Genomic DNA, 20,797 nt, shown 5'->3' on the forward strand with positions numbered 1-20,797 from the left:
GTGGTGGGGCAAGAGCGTTTTGCTTACTTTTGCGCTTTTCAAAAGTGAGCCGCTGTAAAAGCGGAACCATTAGCAGCCGTTACCGCAGAAACGGGTATGTACTCGGTCTGATCCAAAATACTGGCCAATCCTGAGGCCGCCATCGGGGGCAAGTCGAATCGTCGCACCGCCCCTCCCACATCAGGTCGGTGTATAACCATGGACGGTCATACTCAGGGCCTATGCTCGAAACCCGGCGCAGCAAATTCCGCCCACTAACCTTTCGATCTGTTCCAAGTGCGGGCACAATGCGTGTCCTTTTTTGGCAGGCACCGCCGCAGGCTCTCAAAAATGATCAAAACGCCGTACTACCTCATCGATAAACAGAAGCTTCTGGTCAACATGCAGAAGATTGCCTACGTGCGCGAGCAGTCCGGCGCCAAGGCTCTGCTGGCACTCAAGTGCTTTGCCACCTGGTCGGTGTTCGACCTGATGCAGCAATACATGGACGGCACCACCTCGTCGTCGCTGTATGAGCTGAAGCTCGGCCGCCAGAAGTTCGAAGGTGAGGCGCACGCCTACAGCGTGGCCTGGGCCGATGATGAAATCGAAGAGATGCTGGACAACTGCGACAAGATCATCTTCAACTCCATCAGCCAGCTGCAGCGCTTTGCCGAGCGCAGCGAAGGCAAGACCCGCGGCCTGCGGGTCAACCCGCAAGTGAGCAGTTCCGATTACCTGCTGGCCGACCCGGCGCGTCCGTTCAGCCGCCTGGGCGAATGGGACCCGGTGAAGATCGAAGGCGTGATCGAGCAGATCTCCGGTTTCATGTTCCACAACAACTGCGAGAACGGCGATTTCAGTCTGTTCGACAAAATGCTCGGCACCATCGAAGAGCGCTTCGGCGCGCTGCTGCACAAGGTCCAGTGGGTCAGCCTCGGCGGCGGCATCCATTTCACCGGTGAAGGCTATGCGCTGGACGCGTTTTGCGCGCGCTTGAAAGCATTCTCCGAAAAGTACGGCGTGCAGGTGTACCTGGAACCGGGGGAAGCGGCGATCACCAACAGCGCGTCGCTCGAAGTCACCGTGCTCGACACGCTCTACAACGGCAAGAACCTGGCCGTGGTCGACAGCTCCATCGAAGCCCACTTGCTGGACCTGCTGATCTACCGCCTCAACGCCAAGCTGGCGCCAAGCGAGGGCGAACACACCGTGATGGTGTGCGGCAAATCCTGCCTGGCCGGGGACATTTTCGGCGAGTATCAATTTGATCGTCCGCTGGCCATCGGCGATCGGCTGTCGTTCATCGACACCGCAGGCTACACCATGGTCAAGAAAAACTGGTTCAACGGCCTGAAAATGCCGTCCATCGTAGTGAAACAACTCGACGGTACAGTCGAAGTGGTTCGTGAATTTGGTTACGACGACTACCTGTCCAGCCTTTCGTAAGCTGGCGGATAAAGGAGAGATAAAGCAATTGAAAAAGAACGTTCTTATCATTGGTGCAGGAGGTGTCGCCAAGGTGGTGGCCCACAAGTGCGCGCAGCACAACGACGAACTCGGTCGTATTGCTATCGCGTCGCGCAACATCTCCAAATGCCAGGCCATCATCGACAGCGTCAAGGCCAAGGGTAGCCTCAAGGTTCCCGCCGACATCCAGGCCTTCGCGCTGAACGCCCTGGACGTGGAAGCGACCAAGGCCCTGATCCGCGAGACCGAATCGCAGATCGTCATCAACGTGGGTTCCGCGTTCCTCAACATGTCGGTGCTGCGCGCCTGCATCGACACGGGCGTGGCGTACCTCGATACCGCCATTCACGAAGAGCCGGGCAAGGTCTGCGAGACCCCGCCGTGGTACGGCAACTACGAATGGAACCACCTGGAAGAATGCAAACAGAAGAACATCACCGCCATCCTGGGCGTGGGCTTCGACCCGGGTGTCGTCAACGCGTACGCCGCGCTGGCGCAGCAACAGCATTTCGACCGCATTGATTCGATCGACATCCTCGACGTCAATGCCGGCTCCCATGGCAAATACTTCGCCACCAATTTCGACCCGGAAATCAACTTCCGCGAGTTCACCGGACAGGTGTGGAGCTGGCAGAACAGCCAGTGGACCAGCAACACCATGTTCGAAGTCAAACGCACCGACGACCTGCCGGTCGTCGGCTCGCAGAACCTCTACCTCACCGGCCACGATGAAGTGCACTCGCTGTCGAAAAACCTCGACGTGCCCAACGTGCGCTTCTGGATGAGCTTCGGCGAACACTACATCAATGTGTTCACCGTGCTGAAAAACCTCGGCCTGCTCTCCGAGAAACCGGTCAAGACCGCCGAAGGCCTGGAAGTGGTGCCGTTGAAAGTGGTCAAGGCCGTCCTGCCCGACCCGTCTTCGCTCGCCCCCGGCTACACCGGCAAGACCTGCATCGGTGACCTGGTCAAAGGCACCAAGGATGGCCAGCCGCGCGAGATGTTCATCTACAACGTGGCCGACCACGAGGAAGCCTTCGCCGAGACCGACAGCCAGGGCATCTCCTACACCGCCGGCGTGCCACCGGTCGCCGCCGCGCTGCTGGTAGCGCGTGGTGAGTGGGATGTGAAACACATGGCCAACGTCGAGGAACTGCCGGCCGAGCCGTTCCTGAAAGCGCTGGACGTGATGGGCTTGCCGACTCGCATCAAGGACGAGCACGGTGATCGGGCCTGGAATGCGCCTGCCTGACAGGCGATCGCTGACCGAACAAAGAAATGCGCCCTCAGGGGCGCATTTTTTGTTGGGGCACGGATATCCAATAAAACAACGCGTTCCCCTGTGGGAAGAGGCAAGCTCGCTCCCACACTAGATCCGGGTCTACCCGCAGGCACCCCGTGTGCTTTTACAGGTAAACTCCCCTCCTTTTCCTCTTCTGCACGGAGTTCGCCTTGCGTCTGTTCCACACCTCCGACTGGCACCTTGGGCAAAACCTGCACGGCCAGGAACGCGACTTCGAACACGCCTGTTTCCTCGAATGGCTGCTGGACCAGTTAAAGGCCCACCGCCCGGAGGCGCTGTTGATCGCCGGCGATATTTTCGACACGGTTAACCCGCCGCTCAAGGCACAGGAGCGCTTGTATGACTTCATCATCAGCGCCCACGAACAAAACCCGACACTGACGATCGTGATGATTGCCGGCAATCATGACTCCGGGTCGCGCATCGAACTGCCCGCACCGTTGATGCGCCGCCTGCGCACCCACGCCCTGGGCCGGGTGTTGTGGCTCGATGATGGCCAGTTGGATGCCGAACGCCTGTTGATCCCGTTGCCGGATGCCAAAGGCAAGATCGCCGCCTGGTGCCTGGCGCTGCCGTTCCTGCGCCCGGCGGAGGTCACGGGGGCGCAGTTGGGCGATGATTACCTGCAGGGCATCGGCCAGGTGCATGAATGGCTGATCGCCGCCGCCAACGCCAAACGCAAAAAAGGCCAGGCGCTGATTGCCATCAGCCATGCGCACATGGCCGGGGGTTCGGTGTCGGAAGAGTCCGAGCGCAGCCTGATCATCGGTAATGCCGAGGCGCTGCCGGCCAAACTCTTCGATAGAAGTGTCGGCTACGTCGCCCTCGGCCACTTGCACAAGCCGCAGAAGGTGAATGGCGAAGAGCGTATCCGCTACAGCGGTTCGCCGATTCCGCTGTCTTTTTCCGAAATCGGCTACAAGCACCAGGTGCTCGACGTGACGTTCCAGGGCGAAAGACTGGTCAGCGTCGAACCGCTGCCGATTCCGCGCTCGGTCAACCTGCAACGCCTGGACGCCGCGCCTCTGGCAGATATCCTCAAACAGCTGGCCGACTTGCCCGATGTGGATTTGCTGGCCGAAACCCAACGTCACCCATGGCTGGAAGTGCGGGTACGCCTTGACGAACCGCAGCCGGACCTGCGCCAGCAGATCGAAAATGCCCTGCAAGGCAAGGCCGTGCGCCTGGTGCGCATCGCCGCCGAATACGCAGGCAATGGCCCGCGCGAAGGCAGTGATGAAGAGCGCCTGGTCGAACTCGACCAACTCACCCCCCAGGAATTGTTCAGCCGCGCCTGGCAGGACAGCTATGGCAGCGAAGTGGATGAACAGACCTTGAAGGACTTCGCCGTGCTGCTCCAGGAAGTGCAACAGGAGGGCGAACAGCCATGAAGATCCTCGCCATCCGCCTGAAAAACCTCGCGTCCCTGGCCGGGCCGTTCGAGATCGACTTCACCGCCGAGCCGCTGGCCAGCGCCGGTCTGTTCGCCATCACCGGGCCGACCGGCGCCGGCAAGAGCACCCTGCTCGATGCGCTGTGCCTGGCGCTGTTTGGCGCGGTGCCGCGCCTGGGCGATACCGGCCAGGCCAAGATGCCGGATGCCGACAGCGACATTTCCATCGGCGACCCGCGCACCCTGCTCAGACGGGGCACCGGCGGTGGTTATGCCGAGGTGGATTTCGTCGGCGTCAGCGGCCGCCGCTACCGTGCACGCTGGGAAGCCAATCGCGCGCGCGACAAGGCCAGCGGCAAGTTGCAGAACAGCCGCCAGAGCCTGATCGACCTCGACAGCGAGCAACTGCTGGCCAGTCAGAAAACCGAATACAAGACCCAGCTGGAACTGGCCCTGGGCCTGAACTTCGAACAATTCACCCGCGCAGTGCTGCTGGCGCAAAGCGAGTTCAGCGCCTTTCTCAAGGCCAACGACAACGAGCGCAGCGAACTGCTGGAAAAGCTCACCGACACCGCGCTGTATACCCAACTGGGCCGCCGTGCGTTCGACAAGGCCAAGGATGCCAGGGACGTGCACAAACAGTTGCAGGACCAGGCCAGCGGCGTGGTGCCTCTGGCTGCCGAAGCCCGCGCCGAGCTGGATCAACAACTGAGCCAGGCGCAACAGCAACTCAAAACCCACCAGGCCCAACTCAAGCAATTGGAGTTGCAGCACACCTGGCTCAAGGAATTGCGCGAGTGGCAGGAGCGCCGGCAAAGCGCCGCCGAGCAGCTGCAGCAAGCCCAACAACTGTGGGACAGCCAAGGCCAGCAGCGCCAGGACCTGACGCGCCTGGACCAACTCGCGCCGCAACGCCATCACTTCGTGCGTCGCGCTGAACTCGACGCATTGCTGGCCCCGCTCGCCGCGCAGATTCAACAGCACCTTGAGCAACAAACCGCGCTGCACAGCCGTCAGGAACAGGCGCAACAACAGCAGGCCGCCGCCCAATCGGCCCTGGCCCAAGCCCAACAGAACCAGGCAAGCGCCGCGCCTTTGCTGCGCCAGGCCTTCGAAGAACAGACCACCCTCACCCACTTGACCAAAGAGCTGGCCAAGCGCACCGAGGAAAAGCAGCAGCACGAAAGCGCCTGCCACGAAGGCCACGTCTTGCTCACAGGCTTGCAGGACAAACAGGCCCAGGTCGCCGAGCGCCTGCAAAGCCTGGCCACCGAACTTGAGCGCAGCGCCACCCTCGCGCCACTGAGCGACGCCTGGACGGCCTACCGCGACCGCCTGCAACAACTGATGATGATCGGCAATCGCCTGAACCAGGGCGAGGCTGAACTGCCGCAGCTTGAACAGCGCGTCAACGCCGCCGTCGAGCAATTTACCCAGCAACGCGAGGCCCTGGACCTGCTGTACCAGGAGGCCGGCGCCGAACCCCACGCGGTGGCCGAACAAATTCAATTGCTCGCCAGCCTCCTGCAGGACAATCGCAAGCAACAACGCGCTTTCGAAGACCTCGCGCGCTTGTGGGGCAGTCAACAGCAGCTCGACGCACAGGCCGGCACCCTGGCGCAAAAACTCGCCGATGCGGCGCAGCAGCGCGAGCAACTGAACCAGGCCGGCCTGCAAACCAAAGCCGAACTGACGGTGGCCGAGCAAACCCTGACGGTGACCAGGCAACTGCTGGAGCGCCAGCGCCTGGCCCGCAGTGCCAGCGTCGAGGAAATGCGCGAACAGTTGCAGGATGGCCAGCCCTGCCCGGTCTGCGGCAGCCACGAACATCCCTATCACCAGCCCGAAGCGCTGTTGCAGAGCCTGGGTCGCCACGATGAAAGCGAAGAGGCCACAGCGCAGCAAGCCGTCGACCGCCTCAAGGAAAAACTCACCGAACTACGCGGCGAAGTCGGTGGGCTGATCGCCCAGCAAAAGGAATTTTTGGCGCAACAGGAACAGCTGGCGCTGCAGCAGCAGGCGTTGGCGCCAAGCCTTGAAGCACACCCACTGTACGCGACGCTGTTGCATCAGGATGCGGTCAAGCGCACCGACTGGCTGGCCCAGCAACTGGCGCAACTGACGCAAAGCATCGCCCAGGACGAACAGCGCCAGGGCGCCCTGCTCAACCTGCAACAAAACGCCGGGCGTTTGCAGCAGCAATTGCAGGCCGCCCAGGACGCGAGCCAGCAGGCCCGACAATTGTTGCTCGACCAGCAGCGCGCACTGGCCAGTGACCGCGAGCGCCTCGATACGGAGCTTGCCAGCTTCGCCAGCCTGTTGCCCGCCGCCACCCTGGAAGGCTTGCGCAGTGAGCCGGCGGCGACCTTCCTGCAACTCGACCAGCAGGTCAGCCAGCGTCTCGAGCAACTGGGCCATCAGCGCGATGAACTGGCCGAGCAGCAAGAGCGCCAGCAGGCCATTGAAAAACAACAGACCCATCAGCAGCATCGCCAGCAGCAGTCAGAAGCCCTGAATCTGCAGGTCGCGCAGCTCTGCACCCAGCAACACGACGCCCAGGCAAAACTCAGCGATTTGCTCGGTGCGCACGAGAGCGCCGAACAGTGGCAACAGCAGTTGGACCAGGCCGTCAGCCAGGCGCGCCAAAGCGAAGCCGACGCCAGCCAGGAACTGCACGCGGTGCACACGGCGCTGGTGCAACTGGTCGCCGATCTCAAGGCCCTGCTTGAACGTCAGCAAGCGCTCGAGGCGGAGCAGCAGGCCCTGGACACACGTATCACTGCGTGGCGCGCCGCGCACCCCGAGCTGGATGACCAAGGCCTGACCCGCCTGCTGGCCTTCGACGAGGCCCAGGTCACGGACCTGCGCCAGCAGTTGCACACCCGCGAAAAAGCCGTTGAACAAGCCGGTGTCTTGCTGCAGGAGCGCGAACAGCGCCTGGCCGAACATCAGGCCTTGCATAACGGCAACCTGGACACCGAGCATCTGGACAACAGCCTTGCCGCGCTCAACCAGCAACTGGCCGAGGGCGAGAAACACTGCGCCGAACTGCGCGCCCGCCAGGCCGAAGACCAGCGGCGCCAGGACGCCAATCACGCCCTGGCCGAACAGATCGCCAAGGCCTATGACCAATGGCAGCGTTGGGCCCGCCTGAATGCGCTGATCGGCTCGGCCACCGGCGACACGTTCCGCAAAATCGCCCAGGCCTACAACCTCGACCTGCTGGTGCACCACGCCAACGTGCAATTGCGCCAGCTGGTGCGCCGCTACCGCCTTAAACGCGGCGGCAGCATGCTTGGCCTGCTGGTGATGGACACCGAGATGGGCGACGAACTGCGCTCGGTGCACTCACTGTCGGGCGGTGAAACCTTCCTCGTCTCCCTGGCGCTCGCCCTGGGTCTGGCGTCGATGGCGTCCAGTACCTTGAAGATCGAGTCGCTGTTTATCGACGAAGGTTTCGGCAGCCTCGACCCCGAATCCCTGCAACTGGCGATGGACGCACTGGACGGTTTGCAGGCCCAGGGGCGCAAGGTGGCGGTAATCTCCCACGTGCAGGAAATGCACGAACGCATCCCGGTGCAGATCCAGGTCAAGCGCCAGGGCAATGGCTTGAGCACCCTGGAGGTCAAGTGAGCACGGCGCTGCTGTACTCGTTCCGGCGCTGCCCCTATGCCATGCGCGCGCGGTTGGCGTTGCGCTATTCAGGCGTACCGGTGGAGATCATTGAGGTGAGCCTCAAGGCCAAACCGGCCGACATGCTGGCGTTGTCGCCCAAGGGCACGGTGCCGGTGTTGAGCCTTGACGGCCGGGTGATCGAGGAGAGCCTGCAGATCATGCAATGGGCCCTGGCGCAGCACGACCCCGAGGATTGGCTGCTGCAAGGCAATCCTGCGGTGCTGGCGTTGATCGCCGAGAATGACCAGGTGTTCAGACATCACTTGAATCGATACAAGTACGCCGAGCGCTACCCCGAACGCGCGATGGAACATTATCGGGCCGAGGGTGAGGTGTTCCTGCAAAGGCTGGAGGACGTGCTGGCGGACCATGACTACTTGCTCGCCGGGCACATGAGCCTGGCGGACGCCGCCGTTGTGCCGTTCGTACGGCAGTTCGCTCATGTGGATCGCGAATGGTTTGCGGGAGCGCCGTATCCACGGCTTCAGGCGTGGCTGCAGCGGATTCTGGAGTCGCAGCTGTTTATGGCAGTGATGGCAAAACCCTGAAACCAACATCAATCAACCTGTGGGAGGGGGCTTGCCCCCGATTGCGGTGGGTCAGCTACAGATAAGCAGACTGACACATTGCCATCGGGGGCAAGCCCCCTCCCACAGGTTGATCTGTGTCAGCCCCGGATCTTGTGATCCAGCGCTGCATAGAAGTTGGCGCTCTGTTGCAGGTACTTCTGGGTATAGGCGGTGGTAGCGGATTTTTTGCCGGTGACGTCCACGCTGGCTGCCGCAGGCAGGGCTACGGTCGCGGAAACGGCGGAAGCGGCGATGATCGAGAAGAGATTGAAGTTCATGACGGTAACCCTCGTGTGCGTTGGTTTCGGTGGCCGGGAGGCCTTGGAAGCCAACTTACGCCCGAGGGTTGAAGCTTAGAAATGCTTTGAAACAGTAGCCGTCATCAATAAAATTAATAGTGAAGGTCAGGCCCCGGCTTTCGGGGCCTGTGGCTTATTGACGCACCAGGAACTTGAGGTCGCTGGGCGCATCGATCGGCAATTTCTGCACGGTTTTACCCAGCAGGCCGGTCTTGGGGTCGCGTTCAACCACCACGATTTCATTGCTTTTCTGGTTGGCGATCAGCAGGAACTTGCCGCTCGGGTCCAGGCTGAACTCGCGCGGGTGGTCGCCTTCGACCGAGCGGCGCTGGATTTCCTTGAGGTGCGCGGTGGCCGGGTCGATGCTGAACACCACAAGCTGATTGGCCGTGCCACGGTTGCTGACGTAGAGGAACTTGCCGTCGCTGGAGGCATGCAGCGCAGCGCCGGCTTTATCGGACGCCGGCTGGCCGGCGGCGAAATCCACCAACTGGGTCTGCGCAAGCTTGCCATCGTTGTAGTCGAAGACCGCCACCTGGGCGCTCATCTCGGTGGTCAGCCAGGCATGCTTGCCATCGGCGCTGAACAGCAAGTGGCGCGGGCCGCTGCCCGGTGGCAGTTGCACGGCGGCCGGCTTGGCCGGGGTCAGCGGCAGTTCGTGGTTGGCCTTGGGGTCGTAGCGGTAGGCAAACACTTTGTCCGCACCCAGGTCCTGCACGAATACATACTTGCCGTCCGGCGACGACACCACCGAATGCACGTGGTTGGAAGCCTGGCGTTCAGGGTTCACACCGCTGGCCGGGTGCCCGCTCAACTGCACCGGGGGCGACAGCTTGCCATCGGTGTCCAGCGGCAAAATCGCCAGGCTGCCGCCCGGGTCTTCCACCACCGAATAATTGGCGACAAACAGATAACGCCCGTCGGCGGCCACACTGGAATGAGTCGGCTCATTGCCCAGGCTCTGCACCTGGTTGATCAGGGTAAGCTGATAATTCTGCGGATCGATGTGGTAGCTGCTGACGCGACCGACCACATCGTCCTGGCCCGGGCCGTTTTCGTTGACCACAAACAGCTGCTTCTGGTCTTTGGAGAGCGTCAGCCAGGACGGGTTGGCGGTTTTGGCCGCCAGCACCGGCTTGCCGCTGAACTGCCCGGTACGGCTGTCGAATTGCAGGCGGTAGATCCCCTCGCTGCTGCCGGCGGTATAGCTGCCGACCAGCAGTTCATAGGTGTCGGCCGGTGCGGCCTGCACCGACATCGCGCCGACACTGCCGGCCATCAACAGGGGCCAGAATTTACGCATCATCTGCTTCGTCCTCATCGTTATTGTTGTCGCCCTGGATGGCGCTCAGGCAGACCAGACGGTGTTCACCGTCGTCGTTACACAGCACCCAGCTTTGCAGGCTGTCATCAAAGGTCGCCGCCTCCAGTTGTTCTGGACTGAAGGTCCACCGCTTGAGTTCCCGACCGTCCATGCTTTCGATCAGCAACTGCCGGTCCAGCGTGAAGTCGAAAGCGTGCAGCCCGTTGATGATGAGCATGTCGCTGGTGGCAAGGGCGGTGGTCAGTGTGTCGGCAGTCATGGCAGTCAATCATTTACGAGGAAGGTCGCAATGATAGCCCAAACCAATGTAGGAGCGAGCTTGCTCGCGAAGAACTCACAGACAGCGCATTTATCCAGATGCACGCGTTATCGTTGACGTTTTTCGCGAGCAAGAACTAGGCGTCCCCCTCGCTCCTACAGTTCAGTGCGCAAACAACGAGTTGCCCTTCTGCCCCGCCAGCTTTTCCGGTTTGATCAGGAACCGCGCCAGTGCCGGCAACAGCCACAACGCGCCGAACATGTTCCACAGCAGCATGAAGGTCAGCATCAGGCCCATGTCGGCCTGGAACTTGATCGCCGAGAAGATCCAGGTGCACACGCCGATGGCCAGGCACAGGCCGGTGAACAGCACGGCTTTACCGGTGGACTTGAGCGTCTGGTAATACGCCTCTTGCAGCGGCAGGCCGGCGCGCAGGAAGCTTTCCAGGCGGCTGTAGATGTAGATGCCGTAATCCACGCCGATGCCGACACCCAGGGCCACCACCGGCAAGGTTGCGACCTTGACGCCGATGCCCATGAACGCCATCAGCGCGTTGCCCAGCACCGAGGTCAGTACCAGCGGCAGCACGATGCACAAGGTCGCCGCCCAGGAGCGGAAGGTGATCATGCACATGGTCGCCACGCACAGGTACACCAGGATCAGGATGATCAGCTCGGACTCCTTGATCACCTCGTTGGTGGCCGCCTCGATCCCGGCATTACCGGCGGCGAGGATGAATTCCAGGCCGTCCTTGTTGTTCTCCCTGGCAAAGTCCTGCACCGCATGCACCGCACGGTCCAGGGTCTCGGCCTTGTGGTCGTTGAGGAACACCAGCACCGGCGCCAGCGAGCAATTGTTGTTGTACAGGCCATCGGCGCGGGCGATGGAGTTGTTCAGCACGTCCGGGTTGCGCGACAGGGTTTCCCATTTCAGGTTGCCCTCGTTCATGCCCTTGATCATCTGCTTGGACACGGTCACCAGTGAGATCGCCGACTGCACGCCCTCGGTGTTCTGCATCTTCCACATCAACTGGTCGATGGGCGCCATGGCTTCATAGCGCGAGCAGCCTTCAGCCTTGGTCTTGACCATCACCACCAGCACGTCGGAACTGGTGGAGTAGTTGCTGATGATGAAGTTGTTGTCTTTGTTGTAGCGCGAATCCGGGCGCAGTTCCGGCGCGCCCTGGTCGAGGTCGCCGATTTTCAGGTTCTGGCTGTACCAGAGGCCGCCGCCAAAGGCGACCAGGGCCAGCAGGATCGACACAGGGGCGACTTTGGCGCTGGCGAATTTCGACAGCAGGCGCCAGAACGGATGATCGCGGTGCGCATCCTTTTTACTGCGCTCAATGGCGCGGTTGCTGATGCCGGCGTAGGAAATCGCCACCGGCAACAGGATCAGATTGGTGAATACGATCACCGCCACGCCAATGGACGCGCCGATGGCCAGTTCGCGGATCACGCCGATGTCGATGATCAGCAGCGTGATAAAGCCCACGGCGTCAGCGAGGATCGCGATCATCCCCGGCAGGAACAGTTGCCGGAAGGTGCGCCGCGCGGCAGTCAAGGCGTTGTCCGCCTCGCTGGATTGCAGGGCGATGCCGTTGATCTTCTGCACGCCATGGGAGATGCCGATGGCGAAGATCAGGAACGGCACCAGCATCGAGTACGGGTCCAGCCCGAAACCGAAGAAGTGCATCAGCCCCAGTTGCCAGACCACCGCCACCAGTGTCGTGCTCAACACCGCAATGGTGCTGCGCAGGCAATTGGTGAACCACAGCAGCAGAATCAGGGTGATGACGAACGCAACACCGAAGAACAGCACCACCATCACCAGGCCATCGATCAGGTCGCCGACCTTTTTCGCAAAGCCGACAATGTGGATCTTGACGTTGGGGTTCTGGGCTTCGAACTTGTCGCGGATCTTGTCTTCGAGCTCATGGGAGAACTTGCGATAGTCCAGGGCCAGCAACTTGCCCTGGTCCTGCGGGTCCGGGTAGGACTCCAGCAGCGGGATATCGACGATGCTCGACTTGAAATCGTTAGCGACCAGGCGCCCGACCTGGCCTGACTTGAGCACGTTGTTGCGCAGTTGATCGAGACTTTGCGGCGAGCCGTTGTAGCTCTGCGGGATCACTTCACCGCCGGCGAAGCCTTCCTCGGTCACTTCGGTCCAGCGTACGCTGGGGCTCCACAGTGACTTGAGGCCCGAGCGGTCGACGCCGGAGATGTAGAACACCTCGTCGTTGATCTGCCGCAGGGTCTCCATGTACTCCCTGGTGAAGATGTCGCCGTCCCTGGCCTCGACCGAAATGCGCACGGTATTGCCCAGGTTGGCCAGGTCATTGCGGTGCTCCATCATCTTTTCGATGAAGGGGTGCTTGAGCGGGATCATCTTTTCAAAGCTGGTGGAGGGGCGAATCAACGTCGCCTGCCAGAACAGGAAGACACTCACCAGCAGGCAGATGAGGATCACTGCCGGGCGATTGTTGAAAATCAGGCGCTCAAGAAAGGTCGCTTTATCGTTGTGATGACTGCTCATGCTTCCCGCCTTTTTCTTATTGTTTCGTCGGTTCGGCGCCAGCAGCTGTCGCGACGCGAACGCCGCCCTGCCCGACCAGAATCAAGTTGCCATTGCCTGCCGCCGTCACCGCTGAAAGCGAAATCCGGTCCGGGCGGTTGAATACGCTGAAGGTCTGGCCATCGTCGTGGCTGACCACCACGCTGCCGCCATTGCCCACCACGACGATGGAACCATCATCGAGCAAGGTCGCCCCCGACAGCCCGAATTCGAGGGCACCACGGGCAGCATTCAATTCGACCGGCTCCCAGGTGCCGCCAAAGTCGGTGGAACGGTAAAGGTTGCCGCGCAGGCCGTAGGCCAGCAGGGTGCGCGGCTGAGCGGTGGCGATCACGCCAAACAACGAGCCCTCGTAGGGGCCTTCGAGTTTTTCCCAGGTCTGGCCGTCATCGCTGGAGCGGAACATGCTGCCCTGCTCACCGACGATAAACAGGCCGGCGTCCTTGATCGAGGCAATCGCATTGAGGTGGAACTGGTCTTCGTTGTCGAGGCGGTCGCTGACGTCTTCCCAGGTCTTGCCGCCATCGGAGGTCTCGATCAGCGCGCCGTAGGCGCCTACGGCCAGACCGTGATTGGCATCGTTGAACCATACGTCGAGCAGCGGTGCTTCGCGCTTGAGGTCCTGGTATTGCTGGGTCCAGTTGGCGCCACCGTCGCTGCTGACCAGGATCTGCGCATCATGGCCAACCGCCCAGCCGTGCTTGGCATCGACGAAAAACACCGCCGTGAGCAGTTGCCGGGTGGGGACTTTGGCCTGGGCCCAGGTGCTGCCCTGGTCATCGGAATAGAGGATGTGCCCGCGATCACCCACCGCCACCAGGCGCTGGCCGGCATGCACAACGTCGATCATCAGGCCTTTGGCGGCCTTGGGGGATTCAATCGCAAAAGTGGTATCGCTGGCGGCCTGGACGACCGTCGGCAATGCGACGGCCCCAAACAGCGAGAGCGCTGTGGCCAGCAACGCAAGCTTGCGTGCGGCGCGTGGGCGGCAAACAACCCAACCCATGACAGGCTCACTCATAGACCTTTCTCCCATTTATTATTGTTAGGTCGCGTTGCCTGGCGCAGGGCTCTGAAACCTGCAATCTAGAGCGCCTGGGGCAAGCACGGGCCATCCTAGCGGGCTTTCGAATCGTCTGACAATCGACGCTACGTTATCTTTTGTTAACTGACGGCATTTGGCCACAAGCTGAATATCCCTGCATCAGCTGAAATGATGATTCGCACATCAAATGAATTTTTATTCCATCTATTGAGTTTTGAGAATATTTATTCCATTAATACGCCTCCTGAAAACAATAATCCAAAGGACCACTGCGATGCGTGAACTCGGAATCGGCTTGATCGGCACAGGCTTCATGGGGCGCGCCCACGCGCTGGCGTTCAACAACGCCCGGGCGGTCTTCGAACTGCCGGTCACGCTTGCACTGGCGGCGCTGGCCGATGCCGACGCTGAGCGCGCGCAACGCTGCGCCAGTGCCTGGGGGTTTGCCCAGGCCCATGCCGACTGGCAGGCGCTGATCGACGACCCCAGGGTCGATGTGGTGGCCATCACCACGCCCAACCACCTGCACTACCCCATGGCCATGGCCGCGATTGCGGCGGGCAAGGCGGTGTATTGCGAGAAGCCGCTGGCGGTCAGCCTGGAGCAGGCCGATGCGATGCGTCGCGCGGCCAGCGCGGCCGGGGTGGTGACGCGCGTCGGCTACAACTACCAGCACAACCCGATGATCGTGCTGGCGCGACAGATGATTGCCAGCGGCGAACTGGGCGAGATCATCAGTTTCCAGGGCGAGTTCAGCGAAGACTTCATGGCCGATCCGGCCTCGCCCTGGTCATGGCGCTGTGAGGTGGAACACGCGGGCGGCGCGCTGGCGGACCTCGGCAGCCATTTGCTGTCGATGGCCCATTATCTGGTGGGCGAAGTGGTCAGCGTGTGCGCCGATACCCAGACCGTCCACGCGCAACGGCCGGCCGTCAAAGGCAGCCTCGAGCTGAAATCCATCGCCGTGGATGACCAGGTGCACGCCCTGCTGCGCTTTGCCAACGGCGCGCGCGGCACGGTCAGCAGCAGTTGGCTCAAGCACGGCTACAAAAACCACCTGAGTTTCGAAATCAGCGGCACCCTGGGCACGCTCGCATTCGACCAGGAGCGCTTGAACGAACTGCGCCTGTGCCGCGTCGGCCAGGACGGTTTCCAGCGTCTGCTCGCCGGCCCCGCCCTGCCCGGTTATGCCGCGTTCAGCCCGGCAGCGGGGCATCAGTTGGGTTACAACGAGCTTAAGACGCTGGAGGTACAGGAGCTGATCATGTCACTGGCGGGGCAAGGTGGCGATGGCACTGATTTTGAAGCGGCGTGGGCGGTGGAGCGGTTGGCGACGGCGATTCGGATGGCGTCCAAAGAAGAACGCTGGGTCCAAGTGAACTCGATCTAAATGTGGGAGGGGGCAAGCCCTAATACTGTAGGAGCGAGCTTGCTCGCGAAAAACGCACAGGCACCGCGTTCATTCAGAAAGCACGCGTTATCGTTGACGTTTTTCGCGAGCAAGCTCGCTCCTACAGGCATCAGGGCAAGCCTCCTCCCACATTTGGTCTGCGTTACCTTCACTATCAGCGCAGGGCTCGGCGTAGCACCTTGCCGACGGTGGTTTTGGGTAACTCCGTGGTGCGAAATTCCACATACCTGGGCACTTTGTACCCGGTCAGGTATTCCCGGCAGTGGGCGAGGATCTGCTCCTGGGTCAGGTTCGGGTCCTTGCGTACCACGATGATCTTGACCCGCTCGCCGGTCACGCCATCTTCCACGCCAATCGCCGCTACTTCCGCCACCCCTGGGTGCATCGCCACCACGTCTTCGATTTCATTGGGGTACACGTTGAAGCCCGAGACCAGGATCATGTCCTTCTTGCGGTCCACCAGGCGAATGTAACCGCGTTCATCCATCACCCCGATATCACCGGTGGACAACCAGCCATCGGCGTCCAGCACTTCGGCGGTTTCCTTCGGGCGCTTCCAGTAGCCCTGCATCACTTGCGGCCCGCGCACCTGCAATTCGCCCGGCTCGCCGACTTCGGCCAGTTCACCGTCTTCACGCATGAAGCGCACCCAGGTCGACGGCAACGGCACGCCGATGCTGCCGGTGAACGCCATTTCGCGCATACGGTTAATGTCGATGGGGCTGATGCTCACCACCGGTGAACACTCGGTCAGCCCGTAGCCCTCAACGATCGGCAGCCCGGTGACCTCTTTCCAACGCTTGGCCACGGCCGTGTGGGTGGCCATGCCCCCGGCGATCACCAGGCGCAAGTCGGAAAAGTCCCGCGCACAGAATTCCTTGTTCTCCAGCAAACCGTTAAACAGCGTGTTGACCCCGGCAATCCCGTTGAAGCGCTCCTTGCGCAGGATCATCTGCACCCGTTTCACGTCCCGGGGATTGGCGATGAGGATATTGCGCCCGCCCAGGCACATGAACATCAGGCAGTTCACCGTCAGGGAAAAGATGTGGTACAGCGGCAGCAGGGTCACGTTGGTTTCCTGCTTGTCCTGGTCCAGTTGGTCGCCGACCCAGGCCTTGGCTTGCAACAGGTTGGCGATGATATTGCGATGGCTGAGCATCACGCCCTTGGCATCGCCGGTGGTGCCGCCGGTGTATTGCAGGAAGGCCAGCTCATCGCGGTCCAGGCTGACCGGCAGGTACGTCAGTGCCCGCCCCTGCTTGAGCACCTGATTGAAACGCAGCGAACCTTGCAACCTGAAGGCCGGCACCTGCTTTTGCACGCTGCGCAGGATGAAGTTCATCGCCGCGCCCTTGAAGGTGCCGAGCAAGTCGCCGATGGCCGCCACCACCACGCGCTTGACGCTGCTGCCGGACACGACTTTTTCCAGGGTGTGGGCGAAGTTTTCGAAGATCACCACGGTCTCGGCGCCGCTGTCCTTGAGCAGGTGCTTGAGTTCATGGGCGGTGTACAACGGATTGACGTTGACCACCACCGCGCCGGCCAGGATCGTGCCCAGCAGGCAGATCGGGTACTGCAAGCAATTGGGCATCATCAGCGCGACACGGTCGCCCTTCTTCACCCCCTGTCCCTGCAGCCAGGCGGCGAAGGCGTGGCCCTGGGTGTTCCAATCGGCGTAGGTCATTGGCGTGCCGATGCTGACATAGGCTACCCGCTCGCGGAATTTTTCCAGGTGCTCCAGGAACACTTCGCGCAGCGAGGGGTAATCCTCGATGGCCGCATCGATGTCCGCCGGCACGCCGGGCAGGTAGGCGTTCAACCAGATGCGTTCGGTCTGTTCCAGGCTGATGGCGTTCATGGCAGTGTCCTTATTGTTGTTGTGGATGAGGCTACTTTTCGACGATGGCGGTGATACCCAACCCGCCCGCCGCACAGATCGAGATCAACCCACGACCGCCGCCGCGTTCATGGATGGCCTTGGCCAGCGCCGCCAGTTGCCGGCCGCCGGTGGCGGCAAACGGATGGCCGCAGCCCAGCGAGCCGCCGTTGACGTTCATTTTGCTGCGGTCGATAGCGCCCAGCGGCGTGTCCAGGCCCAGACGCTCGCGGCAGTAGTCCGGGTCTTCCCAGGCCTTGAGCGTGCACAGCACCTGGGCGGCGAAGGCTTCGTGGATCTCGAAGAAATCAAAGTCGGCAAAGCCCAGGCCTTCGCGCTTGAGCATGCGCGGTACGGCGTAGGCCGGGGCCATCAACAGGCCTTCGGTGCCGTCGACGAAATTCACCGCCGCCGTTTCGCCGGTGCGCAGGTAGGCCAGCACCGGCCAGCCATTGGCCGCGGCCCAGTCTTCACTGGCGAGCAGCACCACCGAGGCGCCGTCGGTCAGGGGCGTCGAGTTGCCGGCGGTGAGCGTGCCGTTGTGGCGGTCGAAGGCCGGTGCCAGACCGGCGAGTTTTTCCAGGCTGATGTCGGCACGCAGGTTGTTGTCCCGTGCGAGGCCCCGATGGGGGCTGATCAGGTCGTCGAAGAAACCGCGCTGATAGGCCGCGTCGAGGCGTTGATGACTGGCAAGGGTCAACTCATCCTGGGCCAGGCGCTTGATCTGCCAACGCTTGGCCATTTCTTCGCAGTGCTCACCCATGGACAGGCCGGTGCGTGGCTCGCCATTGCGCGGCAGCAACGGCTTGAACAACATCGACGGGCGCACCTTCAACAGGGTCTTGAGTTTATCGCCCAGGCCCTTGGCCCGATTGGCCGCGAGCAAGGTGTGGCGCAGGGATTCATTGATGCCGATGGGCGCGTCGGAGGTGGTATCGGCGCCCCCGGCGATGCCCACTTCGATCTGGCCGAGGGCGATTTTATTGGCCACCAGCAACGCGGCCTCCAGGCCCGTGCCGCAGGCTTGCTGCACATCGTAGGCGGGCGTCTGCGCGGACAATGTGGTCGACAGCAGTGACTCACGGGCCAGGTTGAAATCGCGCGAATGCTTGATCACCGCCCCGGCGGCGAACTCACCCAGGCACTGGCCGTGCAGGTTGTAGCGGTCGACCAGGCCCTGCAGTGCGGCCACCAGCAAGTCCTGATTGGTCTCATGGGCATAGACGGTGTTGGAACGGGCGAACGGCAGGCGATTGCCGCCGATGATCGCCACGCGTCGGCTCGGGGGCGGATTGAAGCTGTATTCACTCATGCAAGGCTCTCATTCCAGGCGATTGATCCCACATAAACAACCCGCGCATATGCGGTTTGTCGCCGGCGACACTGCGCACTTCGAACTCGCGCAGCGGGCCGGTCACAGGGTGACTCCACAGGGCGACCTGGCCGGGCAGGAAGATCGGCAACTTGAAATCGCAATGGGCCTCGGCGCGGTCCAGGCCACCCGGTGGCTGCTGGGCGGCCAGTGCCCGACCCAGGGTCCACATGCCGTGGGCGATGGCGCGGCGAAAGCCGAAAATCTTCGCGCCCATGACCGATGTATGAATCGGATTGAAGTCTCCCGAGACCTTGGCAAAGCGGCGCCCCAGGTCGGCGGGCAAGACCCAGCGCTGGGTGCGCAGCAAGCCCTCTTCCTGCAACGGCAGTGCATCCGCCCACAGCTCCCCGACGGGATTTTTCACCTCGCGGCGCAGGTACAGGCTGTCGCTTTCCCACACCAGGGCTTCTTCAGCGTAGGCACGGGTGGCGATGCTCAACGCCTGCCCCTTGGGATGGGCGACCCAACGCTCGCAAAACACTTCCAGGCGCAGCGCCTGACCTTCGTGCAAGCGTTGATGCTGGCGAATGCGATTGGCCAGGTGCACCATGCCGCTGGCCGGGTACGGAAAGCTGGGGCGGGTCAGCAGCATCAAGTGCAGCGGGAACGCCAGCACATGGGGATAGGACAGCGGCACGCCCTGCTCGCGGCGAAAGCCACAGGCGCGGCCATAGGCGGTGATGGCGGCGCCCGACAGTTCCACCGCCGGCCGCACCAGGCGCTCCCTGGGCAATGGCGGCGCGGCGTCGGGCTTGGGTTTGCGCAAACCGCGCACGCCGTCGAGCAACAGTCGAGTGCGCGAGGGCGGCGGGTCGATAATCTGCGTTACATAGTCCATGGCTCAGGCTCCCAGCAGGCTTTGGCCGCACACCCGCACTACCTGGCCAGTGATTCCACCCGAAGCGGGATGAGCCAGCCAGGCGATGGTCTCGGCCACGTCGATCGGTTGCCCGCCCTGGGACAGGGAATTCATGCGCCGCCCGGCTTCGCGGATCATCAGCGGGATTTTCGCGGTCATCTGCGTTTCGATAAAGCCTGGCGCCACGGCATTCACCGTTACCTGCCGCGCCGCCGCCTGCGGGGCCAGGCCCTGCACCAGGCCGATCACGCCGGCCTTGGAGGTGGCGTAGTTGCTCTGCCCGAGGTTGCCGGCAATCCCGGAAATCGACGACACGCACACGATGCGCCCGCCAGGGTTCAGGCCCTGGTTATCCAGCAGCGCCTGACTGAGCTGCAACGGCGCTTCAAGGTTGACCGCCAGCACACTGCGCCAGGCAACTTCGGTCATTTTGGCGATGGTCTTGTCGCGGGTAATCCCGGCGTTGTGCACCACCACATCGAAGGCGCCGTACTGGCCGACATGCGCCTGCAATAACGCAGCGGCATCCGCGGCGGTAATGTCCAGGGGCAGCGCCGAGCCGTTCACGCTGTCGGCGGCCTGTTGCAGCGCCAGCTGGGCCTGGGGCACGTCGACACACACCACATGGGCACCGTCGCGCGCCAACACCTGGGCAATGGCCAGGCCGATGCCCCGCGAGGCACCCGTGACCAGGGCGCGCCGGCCGGCGAACGGCCTGTCCCAATTAACACTCAGCGCGTCGTCCAGCGGCTTTTCCAGGCGTACCACTTGCCCCGACACATAGGCCGAACGACGCGACAGAAAGAAGCGCAGGCTGCTGTCCAGCGCGTCTTCGGCGCCGGGCGCCACGTAGATCAATTGCACGGTAATTGCCCGGCGCAGCTCCTTGGCCAGCGAGCGCGCCAACCCTTCGAGCGCGCGCTGGGCGACGGCCTGGGGCAAGTCCTGGCAGTGTTCCGGCGCAGTGCCGAGTACCACCACGCGCGCGTGTTGGCCCAGGCGCTTGGCATTGGCGTGAAAGAACCGGTAAAGCTCGTCCAGGTGCTGCGGGTCGGTCACGCCGGTGGCATCGAAAACCGCGCCCTGCACCTTCACCGTGGACGGCGCCCTGAGAGTGGCCGGGGTGGCGGCGACGGTATCGGTGCTGGTGAAGATGCGTTGCACCTGCTCCGCCAGGCGCCCTGCCCCGGCGAGGATCACCGGGTTGGCCAGCCCCTGCTGGCCACTGCGGTGGCGTTGCAGAGGCAGAGGTTGCGGCAAGCCGACGGCCTGGGCCAGACGACGACCCCAGGGGGAATTGACGAAAGAAAGGTAGCTGTCACTCATAGATAGATCCATTCACAACACAATCCTGCCGTGGAAACCCGGTCACCTGTGGGAGGG

Annotated in this window: 15 protein-coding genes; 6 read left to right on the plus strand and 9 right to left on the minus strand. The window is 62.3% G+C overall.

The genetic code is table 11. From position 1 onward, the window contains the following. The first annotated feature begins 330 nt into the window (after positions 1 to 330). The 5 genes from BFQ00_RS20955 (at position 331) to BFQ00_RS20975 (ending at position 8,368) form a co-directional block, all read left to right on the plus strand. The gene (locus BFQ00_RS20955; protein ID WP_065887408.1) at positions 331 to 1,428 is read left to right on the plus strand and encodes a carboxynorspermidine decarboxylase; all 1,098 of its coding nucleotides are present in this window, start codon (positions 331 to 333) and stop codon (positions 1,426 to 1,428) included. Positions 1,429 to 1,456: 28 nt separating this feature from the next. Further along, the gene (locus tag BFQ00_RS20960) at positions 1,457 to 2,701 is read left to right on the plus strand and encodes a saccharopine dehydrogenase family protein (protein WP_065934611.1); all 1,245 of its coding nucleotides are present in this window, start codon (positions 1,457 to 1,459) and stop codon (positions 2,699 to 2,701) included. A 200-nt stretch (positions 2,702 to 2,901) separates the two neighbouring features. Then, the gene (locus BFQ00_RS20965; protein WP_065934612.1) at positions 2,902 to 4,143 is read left to right on the plus strand and encodes an exonuclease SbcCD subunit D C-terminal domain-containing protein; all 1,242 of its coding nucleotides are present in this window, start codon (positions 2,902 to 2,904) and stop codon (positions 4,141 to 4,143) included. Continuing rightward, positions 4,140 to 7,778 carry an AAA family ATPase gene (locus tag BFQ00_RS20970; RefSeq protein ID WP_065934613.1) on the plus strand — a complete coding sequence of 1,213 codons (3,639 nt, stop codon included), beginning with the start codon at positions 4,140 to 4,142 and terminating at the stop codon, positions 7,776 to 7,778. The genes BFQ00_RS20965 and BFQ00_RS20970 overlap by 4 nt, the downstream gene beginning before the upstream one ends. Next, positions 7,775 to 8,368, plus strand: a complete 594-nt coding sequence (locus BFQ00_RS20975) for a glutathione S-transferase (RefSeq protein ID WP_065934614.1) — start codon at positions 7,775 to 7,777, stop codon at positions 8,366 to 8,368. Before BFQ00_RS20970 ends, BFQ00_RS20975 begins: the two co-directional genes overlap by 4 nt. Before the next feature lie 119 nt (positions 8,369 to 8,487). On the opposite strand, the gene BFQ00_RS20980 is transcribed toward BFQ00_RS20975, so the two are convergent. The 5 genes from BFQ00_RS20980 to BFQ00_RS21000 form a co-directional block, all read right to left on the minus strand. Next, on the minus strand, positions 8,488 to 8,667 hold the full coding sequence (locus BFQ00_RS20980) for a hypothetical protein (RefSeq protein WP_065934615.1): 180 nt from the start codon (positions 8,665 to 8,667) through the stop codon (positions 8,488 to 8,490). A 154-nt stretch (positions 8,668 to 8,821) separates the two neighbouring features. Beyond that, positions 8,822 to 9,994, minus strand: a complete 1,173-nt coding sequence (locus BFQ00_RS20985; RefSeq protein ID WP_065934616.1) for a lactonase family protein — start codon at positions 9,992 to 9,994, stop codon at positions 8,822 to 8,824. Further along, positions 9,984 to 10,271: a DUF5629 family protein gene (locus tag BFQ00_RS20990; protein WP_065893048.1), complete on the minus strand. Its 288-nt coding sequence runs from the start codon at positions 10,269 to 10,271 to the stop codon at positions 9,984 to 9,986. Before BFQ00_RS20990 ends, BFQ00_RS20985 begins: the two co-directional genes overlap by 11 nt. 162 nt (positions 10,272 to 10,433) lie before the next feature. Continuing rightward, positions 10,434 to 12,809 (minus strand): efflux RND transporter permease subunit, encoded by a 2,376-nt coding sequence (locus tag BFQ00_RS20995; RefSeq protein ID WP_065887416.1) that lies wholly within the window; start codon positions 12,807 to 12,809, stop codon positions 10,434 to 10,436. 16 nt (positions 12,810 to 12,825) lie between these two features. Next, positions 12,826 to 13,854, minus strand: coding sequence for a WD40/YVTN/BNR-like repeat-containing protein (locus BFQ00_RS21000; RefSeq protein WP_170827581.1), 1,029 nt, complete (start codon positions 13,852 to 13,854; stop codon positions 12,826 to 12,828). Positions 13,855 to 14,167: 313 nt separating this feature from the next. On the opposite strand from BFQ00_RS21000, the gene BFQ00_RS21005 reads away from it, so the two are divergent. Further along, entirely contained in the window at positions 14,168 to 15,283 is a 1,116-nt protein-coding gene (locus tag BFQ00_RS21005; RefSeq protein ID WP_065934618.1) for a Gfo/Idh/MocA family protein, read from the plus strand. A 175-nt stretch (positions 15,284 to 15,458) separates the two neighbouring features. On the opposite strand, the gene BFQ00_RS21010 is transcribed toward BFQ00_RS21005, so the two are convergent. From BFQ00_RS21010 to BFQ00_RS21025, 4 genes are read right to left on the minus strand one after another with little or no spacing between them, the layout of a single operon-like run. Continuing rightward, positions 15,459 to 17,162 carry an AMP-binding protein gene (locus BFQ00_RS21010; protein ID WP_065934619.1) on the minus strand — a complete coding sequence of 568 codons (1,704 nt, stop codon included), beginning with the start codon at positions 17,160 to 17,162 and terminating at the stop codon, positions 15,459 to 15,461. Positions 17,163 to 17,193: 31 nt separating this feature from the next. Next, positions 17,194 to 18,492 (minus strand): acetyl-CoA C-acetyltransferase, encoded by a 1,299-nt coding sequence (locus tag BFQ00_RS21015; RefSeq protein WP_065934620.1) that lies wholly within the window; start codon positions 18,490 to 18,492, stop codon positions 17,194 to 17,196. Beyond that, positions 18,485 to 19,393, minus strand: coding sequence for a MaoC/PaaZ C-terminal domain-containing protein (locus BFQ00_RS21020; RefSeq protein ID WP_065934621.1), 909 nt, complete (start codon positions 19,391 to 19,393; stop codon positions 18,485 to 18,487). The genes BFQ00_RS21015 and BFQ00_RS21020 overlap by 8 nt, the downstream gene beginning before the upstream one ends. 3 nt (positions 19,394 to 19,396) lie before the next feature. Beyond that, a complete protein-coding gene (locus tag BFQ00_RS21025) occupies positions 19,397 to 20,740 on the minus strand; it encodes a 3-oxoacyl-ACP reductase (RefSeq protein WP_065887422.1) in 1,344 nt (447 codons plus the stop codon). Between the last annotated feature and the right edge of the window lie 57 nt (positions 20,741 to 20,797).

This window comes from Pseudomonas sp. 28 E 9 (assembly GCF_900004785.1).
Taxonomy (GTDB): Bacteria; Pseudomonadota; Gammaproteobacteria; order Pseudomonadales; family Pseudomonadaceae; genus Aquipseudomonas; species Aquipseudomonas orientalis_A.